General features: G+C 66.8%; 12 protein-coding genes and 1 pseudogene. 6 read left to right on the plus strand and 7 right to left on the minus strand.

The window, feature by feature from the left end:
* Positions 1 to 29: 29 nt before the first annotated feature.
* The 5 genes and pseudogenes from EV380_RS13255 to EV380_RS13270 form a co-directional block, all read right to left on the minus strand.
* On the minus strand, positions 30 to 953 hold the full coding sequence (locus tag EV380_RS13255) for a Gfo/Idh/MocA family protein (RefSeq protein ID WP_242607739.1): 924 nt from the start codon (positions 951 to 953) through the stop codon (positions 30 to 32).
* A gap of 45 nt (positions 954 to 998) precedes the next feature.
* Positions 999 to 1,322 (minus strand): annotated as a pseudogene (locus EV380_RS17060) (Gfo/Idh/MocA family protein); the annotation flags it as partial.
* On the minus strand, positions 1,319 to 2,137 hold the full coding sequence (locus tag EV380_RS13260) for a carbohydrate ABC transporter permease (protein ID WP_207219425.1): 819 nt from the start codon (positions 2,135 to 2,137) through the stop codon (positions 1,319 to 1,321). The gene EV380_RS13260 and the pseudogene EV380_RS17060, both read right to left, overlap by 4 nt.
* Positions 2,134 to 3,039, minus strand: coding sequence for a carbohydrate ABC transporter permease (locus EV380_RS13265; RefSeq protein WP_242607624.1), 906 nt, complete (start codon positions 3,037 to 3,039; stop codon positions 2,134 to 2,136). The genes EV380_RS13260 and EV380_RS13265 overlap by 4 nt, the downstream gene beginning before the upstream one ends.
* 41 nt (positions 3,040 to 3,080) lie before the next feature.
* Positions 3,081 to 4,400: an ABC transporter substrate-binding protein gene (locus tag EV380_RS13270; RefSeq protein WP_130451546.1), complete on the minus strand. Its 1,320-nt coding sequence runs from the start codon at positions 4,398 to 4,400 to the stop codon at positions 3,081 to 3,083.
* 135 nt (positions 4,401 to 4,535) lie between these two features.
* Here EV380_RS13270 and EV380_RS13275 point away from each other — a divergent pair, with 135 nt between their 5' ends.
* The 3 genes from EV380_RS13275 (at position 4,536) to EV380_RS13285 (ending at position 7,738) form a co-directional block, all read left to right on the plus strand.
* The gene (locus tag EV380_RS13275) at positions 4,536 to 5,642 is read left to right on the plus strand and encodes an ROK family transcriptional regulator (RefSeq protein ID WP_130451547.1); all 1,107 of its coding nucleotides are present in this window, start codon (positions 4,536 to 4,538) and stop codon (positions 5,640 to 5,642) included.
* Between the two features lie 139 nt (positions 5,643 to 5,781).
* Positions 5,782 to 7,062: a glycoside hydrolase family 16 protein gene (locus tag EV380_RS13280; RefSeq protein WP_130451548.1), complete on the plus strand. Its 1,281-nt coding sequence runs from the start codon at positions 5,782 to 5,784 to the stop codon at positions 7,060 to 7,062.
* Between the two features lie 265 nt (positions 7,063 to 7,327).
* Positions 7,328 to 7,738 (plus strand): hypothetical protein, encoded by a 411-nt coding sequence (locus tag EV380_RS13285; protein ID WP_130451549.1) that lies wholly within the window; start codon positions 7,328 to 7,330, stop codon positions 7,736 to 7,738.
* Positions 7,739 to 7,762: 24 nt separating this feature from the next.
* On the opposite strand, the gene EV380_RS13290 is transcribed toward EV380_RS13285, so the two are convergent.
* Positions 7,763 to 9,433, minus strand: coding sequence for a PucR family transcriptional regulator (locus EV380_RS13290; RefSeq protein ID WP_130451550.1), 1,671 nt, complete (start codon positions 9,431 to 9,433; stop codon positions 7,763 to 7,765).
* Between the two features lie 104 nt (positions 9,434 to 9,537).
* Here EV380_RS13290 and EV380_RS13295 point away from each other — a divergent pair, with 104 nt between their 5' ends.
* From EV380_RS13295 to EV380_RS13305, 3 genes are all read left to right on the plus strand, one after another.
* Positions 9,538 to 11,034 (plus strand): amino acid permease, encoded by a 1,497-nt coding sequence (locus tag EV380_RS13295; RefSeq protein WP_242607625.1) that lies wholly within the window; start codon positions 9,538 to 9,540, stop codon positions 11,032 to 11,034.
* Positions 11,035 to 11,063: 29 nt separating this feature from the next.
* Positions 11,064 to 12,764: a flavin monoamine oxidase family protein gene (locus tag EV380_RS13300; protein WP_242607626.1), complete on the plus strand. Its 1,701-nt coding sequence runs from the start codon at positions 11,064 to 11,066 to the stop codon at positions 12,762 to 12,764.
* Between the two features lie 126 nt (positions 12,765 to 12,890).
* On the plus strand, positions 12,891 to 13,646 hold the full coding sequence (locus EV380_RS13305) for a carbonic anhydrase (RefSeq protein WP_130451551.1): 756 nt from the start codon (positions 12,891 to 12,893) through the stop codon (positions 13,644 to 13,646).
* Positions 13,647 to 13,656: 10 nt separating this feature from the next.
* Here the strand turns inward: EV380_RS13305 and EV380_RS13310 are convergent, their stop codons facing one another.
* Positions 13,657 to 15,039, minus strand: coding sequence for a copper amine oxidase (locus tag EV380_RS13310; RefSeq protein ID WP_341272772.1), 1,383 nt, complete (start codon positions 15,037 to 15,039; stop codon positions 13,657 to 13,659).
* Between the last annotated feature and the right edge of the window lie 115 nt (positions 15,040 to 15,154).

Here is a 15,154-nt window from a genome sequence, read left to right on the forward strand (position 1 = left end):
TCAGACACGAAGCGCAGCTCGGGTACCCGTTACAACACTGCGGGCTTCAGTGGGTCGCTCGGGATGTCACGGACAACCGTGCCCTCCGTGCGCCTCGATTCCTCAGCCAGCCACACCACGCGGTGCGTCTCCAGGCTCTGCTGCGGCCCGGAGAGCAGGTGGGATTCGTCGCCCGTGGTAACGGCGCGAAGAAAGGCATCCACCAAGCCGTCATCCGCGCCTCCATGGCCGTCCGCCGCGCTGGCGCCACCTACCGCAGCTGAATCGATCGAGTACTTGCGGCCGGTTGCGAACTCTTGGACATGCAACATCCGTCCGTCACCCTCGATCCAGCCGCCGGAGCCGAAGATGCGGGTCTTGCGAAACGCAAGATCGGTGAACGCCGTGACGGTGAACGAGGCAGTGACGCCACCTGCGTATTGGAGATTGACCACCTGATGGTCGGCGACGTCGTTCTGACCGTTGTAGACGCATTCGCCGTACGGCCCGACCTCCAGCGCACGGTTGATGGACTCCGCGGAAACATCCGAGTCGAGTACCGCCAGCGGCCACTGTTCCCACCCGCCGCTCTCCAAGAATCCGCGATAGATCTTCGTTGCCGAGTAGGCGCACGTTTGCTGCAGCGGACAGTCCACGCACCGATCACCGGCGTCCGCCGGCTTGTTCTCGGGACGGAAATGCATCAGCCCGCCGAAAGAAGACACCTTCTCTACCGGGCGGTCGACGACATAGCTGAGCCAATCGATATCGTGGCAGGACTTTGCCATGAGCATCGATGAGGATTCGGACTCGCGGCGCCAATTGCCGCGCACGTAGGAATGCGCGAAATGCCACCACCCGATCGGCTCTAGGTGCTCAACGGACGCGATCTGGCCGATCGCGCCGCTATCGATGACCTCTTTCAGCCGCGCCGTGTAGTCGCTGTAGCGCATCACATGGCAGACCGCCAGCATCACGCCAGCGGCTTCGACCGCGTCGACGATGCGCAGCGCCTCCGCCTCAGTCGGCGCAAGCGGCTTCTCGACGAGCAGGTGGTACCCGGCGCCCGCCAACGCGACGGCTGGATCGACGTGGAGCCGGTCGGGCGTCGCGATGATGGCAGCGTCGGCTACCTTCTCGGCAGCCAGATCGTCCCACGTCGCGAACTCGCGGATCGGGTGCCCTGGCAGAGCGGCGAGCAGCGCATCGAGCCGCTCGCGATCCGGTTCAACGACGGCGGTGATGACCGCACCGTTCTTGACCGCGCGGCGGGCGTACCCGAGACCGCGGGATCCGGCTCCGACAATGGCAAGACGCACAGCGCCCTCCTTTCGATCGTTCATTTCAGCGCCCCCTGAACCAGTCCGGCGACGAATTTGCGTTGAAAGACCAGATACAGCGCGACCACCGGTGCGATCACGATGATCGTTCCCGCCGCCAGCAACGGGATGTTCTCCCCGTACTGCTGCACGAAGGTACCCAGCCCTGATGGCGCCGTCCGCTTGCTCGGATCGCGAATGAGGATCAACGCCAGCAGGAACTGATTCCACGCCCACATGAAGGTCAAGAGCCCGTACGTTGTCACGGCGGGCGTTGCCCCGGGGAGGAGGATCTGGATCAGCGTCCGAAACCGGCCGGCCCCGTCAAGCTGTGAGGCCTCGATGATCTCCTGCGGAACGGACTCGAAGTGCGTTCGCATCCAGAAGATCCCGAACGGCATGAACGCACCCATCAGCGGGAGAATGACGGCCCATTGAGTGTCGATCAGCCCGATGTCCCGCATCGAGAAGTACAGCGGTATGACGATCGCCTCGAATGGCAACGTCAAGCCAGCGATGAAAAGGACGAACAAACCCGTCTTCCCCTTCATGCGCATGGTGCCCATCGCATAGCCGGCGAGCGTCGCCAGAACGATCGAGATCGGCACGACAACAACAGCGATGAACGCACTCGATGCGATCAGCGTCCCGAATCCGGCCGACGTCCAAGCTTCGGCGAAGTTGCCCCACTGCGGGTCACTCGGCCATTCGAGCCGCGGTGAGAGCGTTGTGGCGGGCTGCAGCGCCGCGGAAACGAGCGCCAGAAAGGGCACGATCACACTTGCTGCGGCCAGCAGGAGGAACGCAGCTGACATCAGCTGAGAAACCTTCTGATTCATGTCTGCTCCCTTCCGAGCCGGCCGATAAGGGCCACGAAGACGAGGATGATCGCGCTCAAGACCGTGGCGAGGGCGCAGGCGAGGCCGACTTCGTTCGAGGTGAAGACCAGGCGATAGATCAGGACTCCGGGCACGATGGTCTGCAGCCCGGGGCCACCGCCGGTGGTGACGTAGACGATGTCGAAGCTGGCTAGGGCCGCAATGAGCGTGACCGTCAGGGCAACGACGACTTCCTTGCGTATGCCGGGAAGCGTGACGTGCATGAACAAGCCGACCGGGCCGCAGCGATCGAGCTTCGCCGCTTCATACAGCGAGGGGTCGATCTTTTGGATCCCGGAGAGAAGCAGCAGCACGCACAGACCGGTTGACACCCAGGTCCCGACGGCTCCGACAGCCGGGTAGGCCCAGACGAAATCCCCGAGCCACGCGCGGGCCGCTCCCCCTAGCCCGATCGCCGAGAGGGTCTGATTGATCGGCCCGTCCGCACTGTAGAGGTAGCGCCAGATGACGCCGACAGCGACGAGGGGCAGGATCTGCGGCAGGAAGAGCACGGTCCGGACTAACCCGGTTCCGCGCCGGGGCCGGGCGGCGATCACTGCCGCGAGCAACGCGCCGAGCACCACGGGAATCACCGAATAGAAAATGATAAACCCCAGACCGTTCCGCAGCGCGATGGACAAGTCATCATTCGAGAAGACCGCCACATAGTTCTCCAGCCCGGCCCACGTGGCGGCACCGATGCCGTCCCAGTGCCAGAACGACGTCCAAATGCTCTGCGCCCAGGGAACGAGGATGAAGAGGGAGTAGGCGACGAGGGCCGGGAGGACGTACAGGTAGGGAACGAAGTCCCGCTTTTTCTGCTCCCGGCTCCCCGACGTGCCCCGGGGTGCGCGGGCGAACAAGGACCTCCCCGAGCTCGTCTCCTGGGTTTCGATGGTCATGGTCACTGACCGTGCGTCTTGGCCCAGTCCGCCTGAACCGAGTCCAAGAAGTCGTCCACGGTGCTCTGCCCGGCGATGAGCTGCTGGGTGCCGGACTTCAGCGTGTCATTCATGGTCGCCGTCGCGTTGTTGTTGAAAGCGACCAGTCCGTTCTCCGCCGCGATCTGCGCCCACGCGTCGACAATGTCACCCTGAAGCGTTCCGGCATCAGCGACCGCAACCGACGGGTCATTGGGCATGAAGCCCTGTTCGAACTGCTGCTCACTGGCCTCCGCAGAGCGCAGGAAGTCCAGGAATGCGGCAGCCTCGTTGGGGTGGTCGCTGCGGGAGGAGATGGCGTAGGCCACCGAGGTGCCGATACCCGTCGTATTCTCCCCCGGGAAGGCGATGAATCCGGCGTCCTCACCTAGCCCCTCGGCGACCTTTCCCGCGTCCCAGATTCCGTCCACGAGGAAGAGCCCCTCGCCGGACACGAAGTTCTCCACAGCTCCTTGCAGATCTGTTCCGTTGACCGTTGTCGCGTCGGGAATGTAGCCCGCGTCGGCCCAATCGACGAGCAGCTGCGCAGCAGCCGCGTTCTCGGGGGTGTCGAAGCTCTGGCCCTCGTGGCCGAAGGCCCACGCACTCGCGGCATCTGCACCGCTTGCGCTCTGACCTGCCAATTGCACGATGAAGGCGGCGTGCCCTTCACCGTTGCCGAGCTGAACCGGCAGGACACCACCAGCCTTGGCCTCGGCCAAGGCGGACTCGAAATCCTCAACCGTCTCGGGAGTGTCGATCCCGAGTTCTTCAGCATGCTTCTTGTTGTAGTAGACGCCGACCAACGAGAATCCGGCAGGGGCGGCAAAGAGCGTTCCGCCATCGCCGAGGGTGGAGCCGTTCTCAGCCACACGCCACTGATTGAGCTGGTTGCTGGGGAAGAAGTCGTTCCAGCCGTACAGGTCTGCATAATCGTCAAGCGGAATCACCAGATCGTTCTTGACGGTGTTGCCCACGGCATTCAGCAGGACGACGTCCGGCGACTCATCGGACGAGAGGTTGAGGTTGACGCTCTGGTTGTAGTCCTCGTAGTTCGTCTGCGAGTAGGCGATGTTGATGTTCGGGTGTTCCGCCTCGAACGCGGCGATGGTCGCCTCGGTGGCCGCACCCGACTCCGGAGTGGACATCAGCGTGAGCGTCACCTCTTCAGTGCTCAGTTCGTCACTCGCGGCGACCTGGTCACCGGTGGTGGCAGCGGTGGTCCCGCCAGGGGCGCAGGCGGTCAGGAACAGGCCGGCGGCTGACAGCGCGGCAACGGAGTGCAGGAAGGTGCGGTGATGCATGATTAACTCATCTCTCAAGTAAGGGAGTGCTATTAGATAAGAGTCTTGCGTAAGTGAGAATCTACAAGTGGCTCACGTCACTGTCAATACCATGGAAGCACTTCATGAGAGATCTTCCCGATCAAGGAGAACCCGTTGACCGCATTGCAAGGCCACGACCTCTCGTCGCTGCGACGCCAGAACGGCCGAGCGGTTCTCGCTGCGCTCTGGAGCCAAGACGACGCCCAGACGGTGCGGCAGCTGGCGAGCGTCACCAAACTGTCCCGCCCAACCATCGAAGCGGCCTTGTCCGACCTTTCCACTCAGGGCCTCGTCAGCACCGAGTCGCCCAAGAGCCGCGGCAGCGGACGCCCATCGCGCGCCTACAGCCTCAAGGCCAGCGGGGGCGTCGTGATCGGGATCGACGCCGGCCCCCATGGAATCAGCGGAACCATCGGCGACCTCCGTGGCGATCCGCTGGCGAGTCACAGCAGCCCTGCCGCGGATCTGAGCGGCTGCGAAGACGCCCTGTCGGCCATCCATCACGAAATCGACTACTTGCTGGCAAGCACTCCGCACGCCCGTCACGAGGTGCGCGCCCTTACTATCGCACTCCCGGGCATCGTCGACCCCACGGGCAACCTGGCCGTGAGCACCGTCGTCCCGGACTGGGTGACCGGAGGATTGCTGGAGCGGATTAGTGCGGCCTACCCGGGTGCGCACGTGAGCATCGACAACGATGCCAAACTGGCGGCCCTCGCCGAACTGGACCAAGGATCGATCGCACTCGGTGAAACGGCGATCGTCCTTCAGGCGGGTCACCGCATCTCGGCCGCCATAGTCGTGGAGGGGCGGGTAGCCCGCGGCGCCCACGGTGCAGCCGGCGAAATCGGCGCCCTGTCCAGCCTCGGCTGGTCTACCGCCTACGAACGCCTGAAGTCCGACGGGGACCCGGCCACCAGCCTCCTCTTCGCCGCCAGTGAGGGAAACCCGCGCGCACTCGACATCGTCGACCAGTTCGCCGACAATATCGCCGAAGGTCTGAGCGCCCTGTCCCTGTCGATCGACCCGCATCGCACCATCATCGGCGGTGGAATCTCCAACGTCGGAGAGCCTCTAGCCGAGGCACTGCGCACGCGCATCGCAGCCCGGGCCATCTTCCCGCCCGAACTCGTGCTCTCCTCTCTCGGCGCGCACGCCCCGCAGCGCGGCGCACTGACGCGCGCCGCCGAGCACGTCCGGGAGAGCCTGCTCAGCCGCTGAAACGCCGCCCGGTGAACTGACCTCGAACATTTCATTGCACTCTTTCATAAGTCGACTTATCCTGTGTAGACGCCCGACGCACCCGGCGTCTCCCCCTGGTTGGCGAAGACCGACGACGATCACGCTCAGGAAGTTCACTATGAAACGCACTCAGCTCACATGGGTTGCCGCAGCCATGGCCGTTGCCCTTCTCAGCAGTACGGCAGCCTCTGCTCAGGCAACGGAGACCCCGCCCGATGTTCCCAGCAAACCGGGCTACACACTCGACTTCGCCGAAGAGTTCAACGGCACGTCCCTCGACACCGAGCGGTGGTACCCGTACTACCTGCCGCACTGGGTCGAACCGGAGAACATGTCCGACACCGCCGCTCGCTACACGGTGTCCGACGGCACCATCAAACTGCGCGTCGAGGAAGACCAGCCACCGTGGAATCCGGACCAGGATGGCACGGTTGTCTCATCCGCCATCCAAACGTTCAACGCCCCCGACTGGCACAAGTTCAATGGTTCGGCGGTGAATCGAAACGACCAGACGAACTTCAACGGCTACACCACCAAGTACGGCTACGTCGAGACGCGGGCGAAGCTCTCCAACGCTGGCGGCGGCGGGCACCAGGCCGTGTGGCTGGTTGGAACGGACACCTCGACGACGGCCCAACCGGAAATCGACTTCATCGAAACGTTCTTCAGCACCCCGGACAAGTGGCGCATCGCGGCCTACGGCTGGGGAGATCCCGATTTCCTGTCATCGTGGGCGATGGAGGAAGTGCCCGTCAGCGGAACGCCCACCGAAGAGTTTCACGTCTACGGCATGGACTGGACGCCTTGGGGGCTCAAGTTCTACTACGACGGCGAGCTAGTGAAGACCATTAACGATGCCCCGAACCAGCCCATGGGATTCGTGGTGAACATCTACACCGGCGCCGGCTCCGGCGCTCCCAACGATGTCTGGCCGAAACAGTGGGAAGTCGACTACCTGCGCGTGTTCAAGGACCAGGGCGGCTACTCCGAAGATCTCTCTTCCACGTGGAAGGTGCTGGCGAATCGCCACCTTCCCGGATACCTGAACATCGAGCCGAATGACGGCGTCGTGCGCTTCGGCGACGTGCCGATGAGCTACTGGAGCGCCCACTGGGTGCCCGAAACCATCGCTTCAGGGGACATCCGCCTCCGCAATCGGTGGACCAACGAGTTCTTGTACCTCGACGACGACACCGCCAAGCACGGCACCGTGAGCTCCACTCAGACGTCAGCTGATTGGCAGCGAACCGAAATCAATTCGACGTGGTTCCGCTTGAACAACCGCGCTGCCGACGGAGCCATCCATGTCGAGAACAACACCGGCTACCCGGAATTCGGCTTGGTTCCATCCAACTGGTGGTCCTCACACTGGACTCTGAAACCGGCCCCAGCAGCGTAATTCGCCGCCGTGGGTCGGGTTCGCCCGGCCCACGGCCCGACAGGAGGCCACAATGCCCCGAAAGTACACTTTGACCGGGTGCGCAATCGCTTTGGCGCTTCTCTCCGGTTGCGCCAACGCTCCGGATAGCGGCACCGATCCCGCACCGGCTACCGCCTCCGCACACCAGCCGCAACGCGACGGGGACTCCTCGTTGTGGCACGTGGAAGGGTCGGCGACGACGTTGCCTGAAGACGACCCTGATGTCATCGCCCTGCAAAGGGCCGTGGCTCTCCATTCGGCCGCAGTGGACAACCGGAGCGCGGACAATGTGGAGGACACGCTGGAGGCTGAATACCAGCACTACTCCGACGGATTCAACCGAATGCTCGAGGACCAGAATCACCGCGCGTCGACCGAGGCCCTGTATCAGGATCACGAGCTCCAGACGCGGCAGCTCGGCGTCGCCTGGACGACGTCGAGCCTCTCGGCGGATCGCAACCGGGCCGTTGTCGGCTTCGAGTCGATCTTCGAGTTCACCGCGGGCGACGAGACCTACCTGGATGAACGTGAGCTCGAGCTCGACGAACGCTACGCACAACCACGTGAGATCACGCTGGTACGCGCCGGTGAAGAATGGGTCATCGACAACATCGAAAAGGGGCCGCTGAGAGCAGCTGCGACGCTGGGCCCCTGACAACGGCCCACCACCCCGAAGCGCTCAGCCTCTCGTCTCGATCACCAACGACGACGGCCGGTACCGCAGGGCGATCAGCAGTTCCGCCCGGGCGCCGGCGTCGTTCAGGTCCCGGCCAGTCAGGTCGGCGACCTGGGCGATCTGGCGGCGCACGCTGTTGCGGTGCAGCCCGGTCGCCTTCGCCGTCGCGTCCCATCCCCCGTGCGCCTCGAGCCATGCCTCGAGCACGTCGAGCAGCGCGGCGGCGCGATCGGGCTCGAGCTCGCGCAGCGGGCCGAACGCGTGCTCGAACAGCAGCCCGCCGGCCTGCCTCCCGAGCAGCGCTGGCACGGAGACCGGGTCCCCGGAGGCCCGCAGCGTGCGGCCGGCCTCCATCGCCCGGGCGCGCAGCACGGCCAGCCGCCGGTGCGTCTCGGGCAGCTCTCCGACCTCGACGGGGTCCGAGACCGCGAGCCGCCAGCCGAGCGCCTCGACCTCGTTCACGACGGGCGTCTCGACGCCCAGGCGCGTGATCGCGGTGAAGCCGAAGTCGGTGAGCTCGACGAGCTTCGTATCGAAGATCCGCCGCCACTGCAGGATCGCGCCGGCCCGGTCGTGCCGGGCAGTCGGGCGCGAGCTGCGGCCGCGATCGACCGGGGCGGGTTCGGCCCGGCCATCGGCCCGGAAGCCCTGCACCACCCGCAATCGGGACCCGCTCGGCGCCGACGCGCTCTGCGCGGCCAGCTCCACGACCTCGCGCCGCTCGATCGCCCGCTCCTCGGCGGACCGCAGCAGCAGCCCGGTCGCCAGCTGGCTCGGCGCGAGCGCACCCTCCGTGCGCTGGCGCAAGAGCGCCTCCAACAGCGAGATCGCGGTCCCGACGACGGACTGCTCCGCCGCATCGAGGGGCCGTTCCGCGCCCAGGACGAGGGCGCCCAGGGTTTCGTCGCGGGCACCGCGCAACGGGTGCGCGGCGATCCACCCGGAGCCCGCGGGCTCCGGGGGGCGCGTCTCCACGCGCGGGCCCCGGCCGGCGAAGAGCCCCTGCAGGACGTCGTCCAGCACGGCCTGCTCCGGCACGCCGACCCGCGACTTGGCAGCGACGGCCCGGGCGCGCGTGCGCCGGTTCGCACCGACGACCAGAGCCCATCCGGGCACGGTGCGCATGAGGGCCTCGAGCAGGTCGGCCTCCGGCCGTGGGGCCAGCACCGCCCGCATCAGGTGGCGATTGCCCTCGGCCATCCGGCGCATGACCCGCACGTTCTCGGCCTCGAGCAGCCGGGCGAACTCGAGCCCGAGTGCCGCGAACGGCACGTCCGCCGGCGCCTCGACGAGCGTCAGCCGGTGGCGGCGGCACGCCTCGACGAGCGCCTCCGGCACTTCGTCGAAATAGGGGTGCAGCCCGAAAACGAGCGCTGAGACGTTGACCCGCGTCAACCGCTGCACGTACCGGTCGACGGCGTCGGGCGCGCCCCCGTCGCCGACGAACGGCAGGCCCGCCGTCAGCACGACCTCGTGCTCGAGCAGGTACGGGGTCGGATCCTCCAGCTCGCTCGGTTCGACCCAGCGCACGGGGAGAGGGGCAGCCGCGTCGGCGCCGGCGTCGTACACCCGGCGGACTCCGGCGGGCAGGCCCGAGAGGAACTGTTCGAGCGGGACGCTCGCGAGGCCGGCACCCGCCTCAGCGACACCTTCAAGTGGTGCAGATCGACTCATGAGAGTCGATTCTAGGATAAAATTGCCCATTCTGTAAGGCAGCTCACATGCGACGCTGGGTGGGAACAGGCGAGGCCCCCACTCCGCTGGAAAAGGATTCACCCATGATCGACACTCACGCGACAGCGCCGCCGCGCGAGCCGTTGGCTCGACAGCTGGCCCGGCGCAAGCCCATCGAGCAGATGGTCGCCGGCGCTGGAACCGACGGCACCGCGAACAGCGGGAAGCTCAAGCGCTCACTCGGCGTCTGGCAGCTGACCATGATCAGCGTCGGCGCCACGCTCGGCACCGGCATCTTCGTCGTCCTCGGCTCCTCCGTCCCGATGGCCGGCCCCGCGGTCTGGATCTCCTTCTTGATCGCCGGCGTCGCCGCCCTGCTCTCCGCCGTGTCCTACGCGGAGATGGCCGGCGCCGTCCCGGTCTCCGGGTCGAGCTACTCCTACACCTACGCGACGATGGGCGAAGGCCTCGCCTGGGTCTGCGGCTGGTGCCTCGTCCTCGAGTACGGTGTCTCCGTCGCCGCGGTGGCCGTCGGCTCCGCCGAGTACGTCAACGAGACCCTCAACATCTTCGGCCTCAGCCTGCCGGCCGCGCTCTCAGCCCCGCCGGGAGGCGCGGACGGATCGATGATCAACCTGCCGGCGGTCGTCCTCGTCCTGCTCGCGATGGTCCTGCTGATCCGCGGCGTCTCCGAGGCCGCGTGGGTCAACACGATCATGGTCGTGATCAAGATCGGCGTGCTGCTGCTCTTCATCGGCATCGCTTTCTCGGCCTTCCAGGCCTCGCACTACGAGACCCTGCTGCCGATGGGCGCCGCCGGCATGTCAGCAGCCGCCTCCCGCCTGTTCTTCTCCTATATCGGCTTCGATGCCGCCTCCACGGCCGGCGAAGAGGCGAAGAACCCGCAGCGCGACCTGCCGCGGGCGATCATCGCCTCGATGGCGATCGTCACGGGCATCTACATCCTCGTCGCGATCGCGGCGGTCGGCGCCCGGCAGTGGGACTGGTTCGACGGAACCGAGGCCGCCCTGCTGATCATCCTGCAGGAACTGACCGGCGCCAAGTGGATCTCGCTGATCTTCGCGATCGGCGCCGTCGTCGCGATCGCCTCCGTGGTCCTCACCGTGCTCTACGGCCAGACTCGCATCCTGATGACCATGGCTCGCGACGGCATGGTCCCGCGCGTTCTCGGCCGCGTCTCCCAGCGGACGGGCACCCCGGCCGCCGGCACGCTCATCTGCGGCAGCGTCATCGCCGTCATCGCCGGCCTCATCCCGCTGGGCCAGCTCGCCGACGCCACGAGCATCGGCACCCTGTTCGCCTTCATGCTGGTCAACCTCTCGGTGATCTACCTGCGCCGGGCCCGGCCCGACATGGAACGGACCTTCCGGGTGCCGCTGTTCCCGTACGTCCCGCTGCTCGGCGCCGGCATGTGCGTCTACCTCATGGTCAACCTGGGCCTGTCCACGTGGTGGGTCTTCCTCGCCTGGATGGCCGTCGGCGCCCTCGTGTACCTGGGCTACGGCCGCCGCCACTCCGTGGCCAGTCTCGCCGCCCGCCGCGAAACGGTCGACAGCGACGACGCCCGCCCCGCAAACTGATCACTCCCGCCCCGAAGGAACCGAGCATCATGACTGAGAACATCTCGACCGCCACCGCCACGGATCTGCCGCCCGTGACCATGCTGAATCCGGACTTCCCGTTCAGCTACGACCACTACCTGCAGAACCCGGCCGGGCTCGGATCGGTCCCCGCCGAACAGCACGGCACCGAGGTCGCCGTCGTCGGCGCGGGTCTCTCCGGCCTGGTGGCCGCCCACGAGCTCATGAAGCTCGGCCTCAAGCCCGTCATCTACGAGGCCGGCCACATCGGCGGCCGCCTCAAGACCGCGGCGTTCGACGGCGCGCCAGGAGTCACGGTCGACCTGGGCGGCATGCGTTTCCCGGTCTCGGGCAAGTCGTTCTACCACTACGTCGAGATGCTGGGTCTTGAGACCGAGGAGTTCCCGAACCCGCTCTCGCCGGCGGCTCCCAGCACCGTGATCGAGCTCGCGGGCGTCAAGCACTACGCCGAAACCGAGGCTGACCTTCCGGCCTTCTTCCACGAGGTCTCCGACGCGTGGAGCGCGGCACTGAAGGAGCACGCCATGTTCTCCGAGATGCAGGAGGCGCTGCGCTCGCGCGACGTGCCGCGCATCAAGGAGATCTGGAACGCCGTGATCCCGGCGTTCGACGAGCAGACGTTCTACGGCTTCATCGCGGCGAGCCGCTCTTTCAAGGAGGCCGGATTCGAGCACCGCGAGGCGTTCGGCCAGGTCGGCTTCGGCTCGGGCGGCTGGGACACCGACTTCCCGAACTCGATCCTCGAGATCCTGCGCGTCGTCTACACCAACGCGGACGACGAGCACCGCGGCATCGTCGGCGGCGCCCAGCGGCTGCCCGAAGCCCTGTGGAACCACGCCCCGGACGATCTGGAGTTCTGGCCCGCCGGCACCTCTCTAGCCAGCCTGCACCACGGCAGCACCCGCGGCGCCGTCGCCAGCATCTCCCGCGGCCCGGCGACCGACGACCGGCCCGAGGGCGACCTGCTGATCACGGACAAGTGGGGTCACACGGCCGCCTACCCGACCGCCGTCGTCACGTGCCAGACCTGGCTGCTCTCCACGCGCATCCACACGGAGGAGACGCTGTTCGCCCCCGGGCTGTGGACCGCGATCGAGCGCAACCACTACATGCAGTCGTCGAAGACCTTCGTCATGGTGGACCGCCCGTTCTGGAAGGAACGCGACCCCCAGACCGGCCGCGACACGCTCTCCATGACGCTCACGGACCGGCTGCCACGCGCCACCTACCTGCTCGACAACGGGCCGGACGCGCCGGCCGTCATCCTGCTGTCCTACACGTGGAACGACGACGCCCTCAAGTGGCTCTCGCTCGACGCCGACGAGCGCGTGCGCCTCATGCTGCACTCCCTGGCCCAGATCTACCCGGACGTCGACATCGCCTCGCACATTGTGGGCGAACCGATCACCGTCTCGTGGGAAGCCGACCCGAACTTCATGGGCGCCTTCAAGGCGAACCTCCCGGGGCACTACCGCTACCAGCAGCGGCTCTTCACGCACTTCAAGCAGGACGAGCTGCCGGCCCACCAGCGGGGGATCTTCCTCGCCGGCGACGACGTCTCCTTCACGGCCGGTTGGGCCGAGGGCGCCGTGACCACCGGGCTCAACGCGGTGTGGGGCGTCGTGAACCACCTCGGAGGGGCGAGCGACCCGGAGAACCCGGGACCCGGCGAGATGATCGACGAGATCGGTCCTCTGGCACTTGACTAGGCGGTACACCCCACGGAGCGTCATCTGCGACGCGAAGTGGACCCGGACAGCTGCGTCTACTAGCTTCGACATTTAGACCCACTGTCCGGGCGCCAGCGTCGGCGCCCACGCCCGGGAGGAATCCTGATGACCGCGTCATTCGACGTCACGACCGTCGGTCCGAGCCGGCGGAGCCTGCTGGCGGGAGCCGGCGCCCTGGCGGCGCTCTCCGCCCTGTCCGCCTGCGCACCCGCGCCCGCGGCGGAGCACGAGGACGCTCCGGCGCCGACCACACCGGAGGAGGCCCTGAGCCTGCTCAGGGCCGGCAACGAGCGCTTCGCCGCCGGCGAGGCGCACCATCCGAACCAGGGCGTCGACGCTCGCACCGACGTGGCCGGGCACCAAACCCCCTGGGCGCTCGTCCACGGTTGTGTCGATTCGCGCGTCGCCCCCGAGCTTGTCTTCGACCAAGGCATCGGTGACATCTTCACCACGCGAACCGCGGGCGCCGTGCTCGACGACACCCTCGTCGGAAGCATGGAGTTCGCCGTCGGCAGCCCCTACGAGGTCCCAGCGCTCATCATTCTGGGTCACACGGGATGCGGGGCCGTCACGGCAACGGTCGACGCGGTGGCCGCCGACCCCGAGAACCCTCAGGCACCCGGCGAAGTCGCCGACATCGTCGACGAGATCGCACCCGTCGTCCGCAACGCCGCCTCGCTTGCGGACCAGTCGGAGTTCGTTGATTCCGTCGTCCGCGCGAACACGGTCGCCGTCGCGGAGGCGCTCGTCGAGCGGTCGGCGATCATCCGTGCCGCCGTCGACGCGGGCCGCACGCGCGTCGTCCCCGCGGTCTACGACCTCGAGACCGGGCTCGTGGACTGGTCGCCGGCCGGTTCCTGAGACCGGTCTGCTATTCGATCAGTCCTCCCGAGTCCCGCTCGGTCAGGTCGTCGACGTCCTCGCCCTGCCACTCGTCGGGCTGCCCATTGAGGTGCTCGCGGCCCTCGGGGAGGCCGGGTCGCTGAGCGTTGAGATCCCGCGGCTGCAGGGTGAACCCCTGCCAGTGCATCTCCATGGGTGATTGGTCCTCGTCGCGGGGGACGTGGTGGAAACCGACGGCGACCCACGAGACGACGTCGTGCAGTTCCTCATCCTCGCCGTCCTCCACGAAGTCCAGAACGCCGCGGCCGCATCCGTCGCTTGTGGGGTTGTACGTGGCGAAGCGCTGGCAGTCGTCCGCGTTGGTGAAGGCGACGTCGTAGCCGGCGTCGTCCCCGTGGTGGTGCTCGTCGCGCAGCGTGGTGAACGAGTCCGTCTTCTCGAGCCCGATCTCGTAGGAGACCGGGTGGCCGTCGGCGTTGAGGGTCTCCGGGGCGAGAACGCGCCACCAGCGCCGATCGGCCTTGTGCGCGACCGCAGGGCTCTCGATGCGGCTCAGTGAGCCTTCGACGATTCTCGACTTGCGCCCCTCGTCCCCGGTCTCGACGGCGTCGTACTGTTCGACGGCCTGGGCCTGACCGTCGCCGAGGCCCCAGTCGACGCGCCAGATGGCGTTGTGCGAGTGGCTGGCCGCGTAGTCCGCCTCGCCCTCGCCGATGGGCCACCCATGGTCTTCGTCGGCGAAGTCGACGGGCGAGAGGTCGCCGGTGGCGCCGAGCTGCGGCCGGATGGTTCCGTCCGCGGTGAAGACGTACTGGCTGATGTACTCGTACCAGCCGACCTTGGAGACGGTGTAGACGTTCCACTCGCTGGCCTGGGTCGTGGTCAGCGTCCCGTTCTCCTGCGACCGGTAGCCGAGGCCCGCATCGACAGTCGTCGAGCAGAGCACTTCGCGATCGGGCGTGAGGCCGTGGGTTCCGTCGCCGATGTTGGGGATCTCGGTGGAGTGCAGATCTCCCGTGCACTCCTGTTCCGTGAGCGTCTTCATCCAGGTGCCACCGAAGCCGGCGTCCGTGATATCGCTCGTGAGCCGTTCTCCACTGTCGTAGGGGACCTCCAGCTGGGCGATCGCGATCGTGTCGATGACGCGCTGCGATCGGCCCTCCGGGGCCTCGAAGTAGATGTCCGAGAGCACCATCCCGTGATCGGGCTCCACGCTCCAACAGAGGCTCCACCGCGCCCCGGACTCGAATTCGTGGGCCAACGGCTCGCCATCTGCGCACTCCGGCGCTGGTGACACGGGCTTCGGGCGATCGTCCGGAGTCTGACCTTCTGGTTCGGCCCCGCAAGCGGAAAGCAGCAGGAGACCTGCCACAGCGAGAGATCCCCAGCGCGTCTTGTTCATAGGCTTCATGCTATCGGCGTCATGCTTCGTTGCGCACACCAAGCTGTGGCGATTTACCTAGTGAGAACGAGATTTCTGGCCCTGGCCGAGGGCACGAAAGGGCCGCCCCTCCCGTGATGGGAGG

The sequence above is a fragment of the Zhihengliuella halotolerans genome (assembly GCF_004217565.1).
Classification (GTDB): domain Bacteria; phylum Actinomycetota; class Actinomycetes; order Actinomycetales; family Micrococcaceae; genus Zhihengliuella; species Zhihengliuella halotolerans.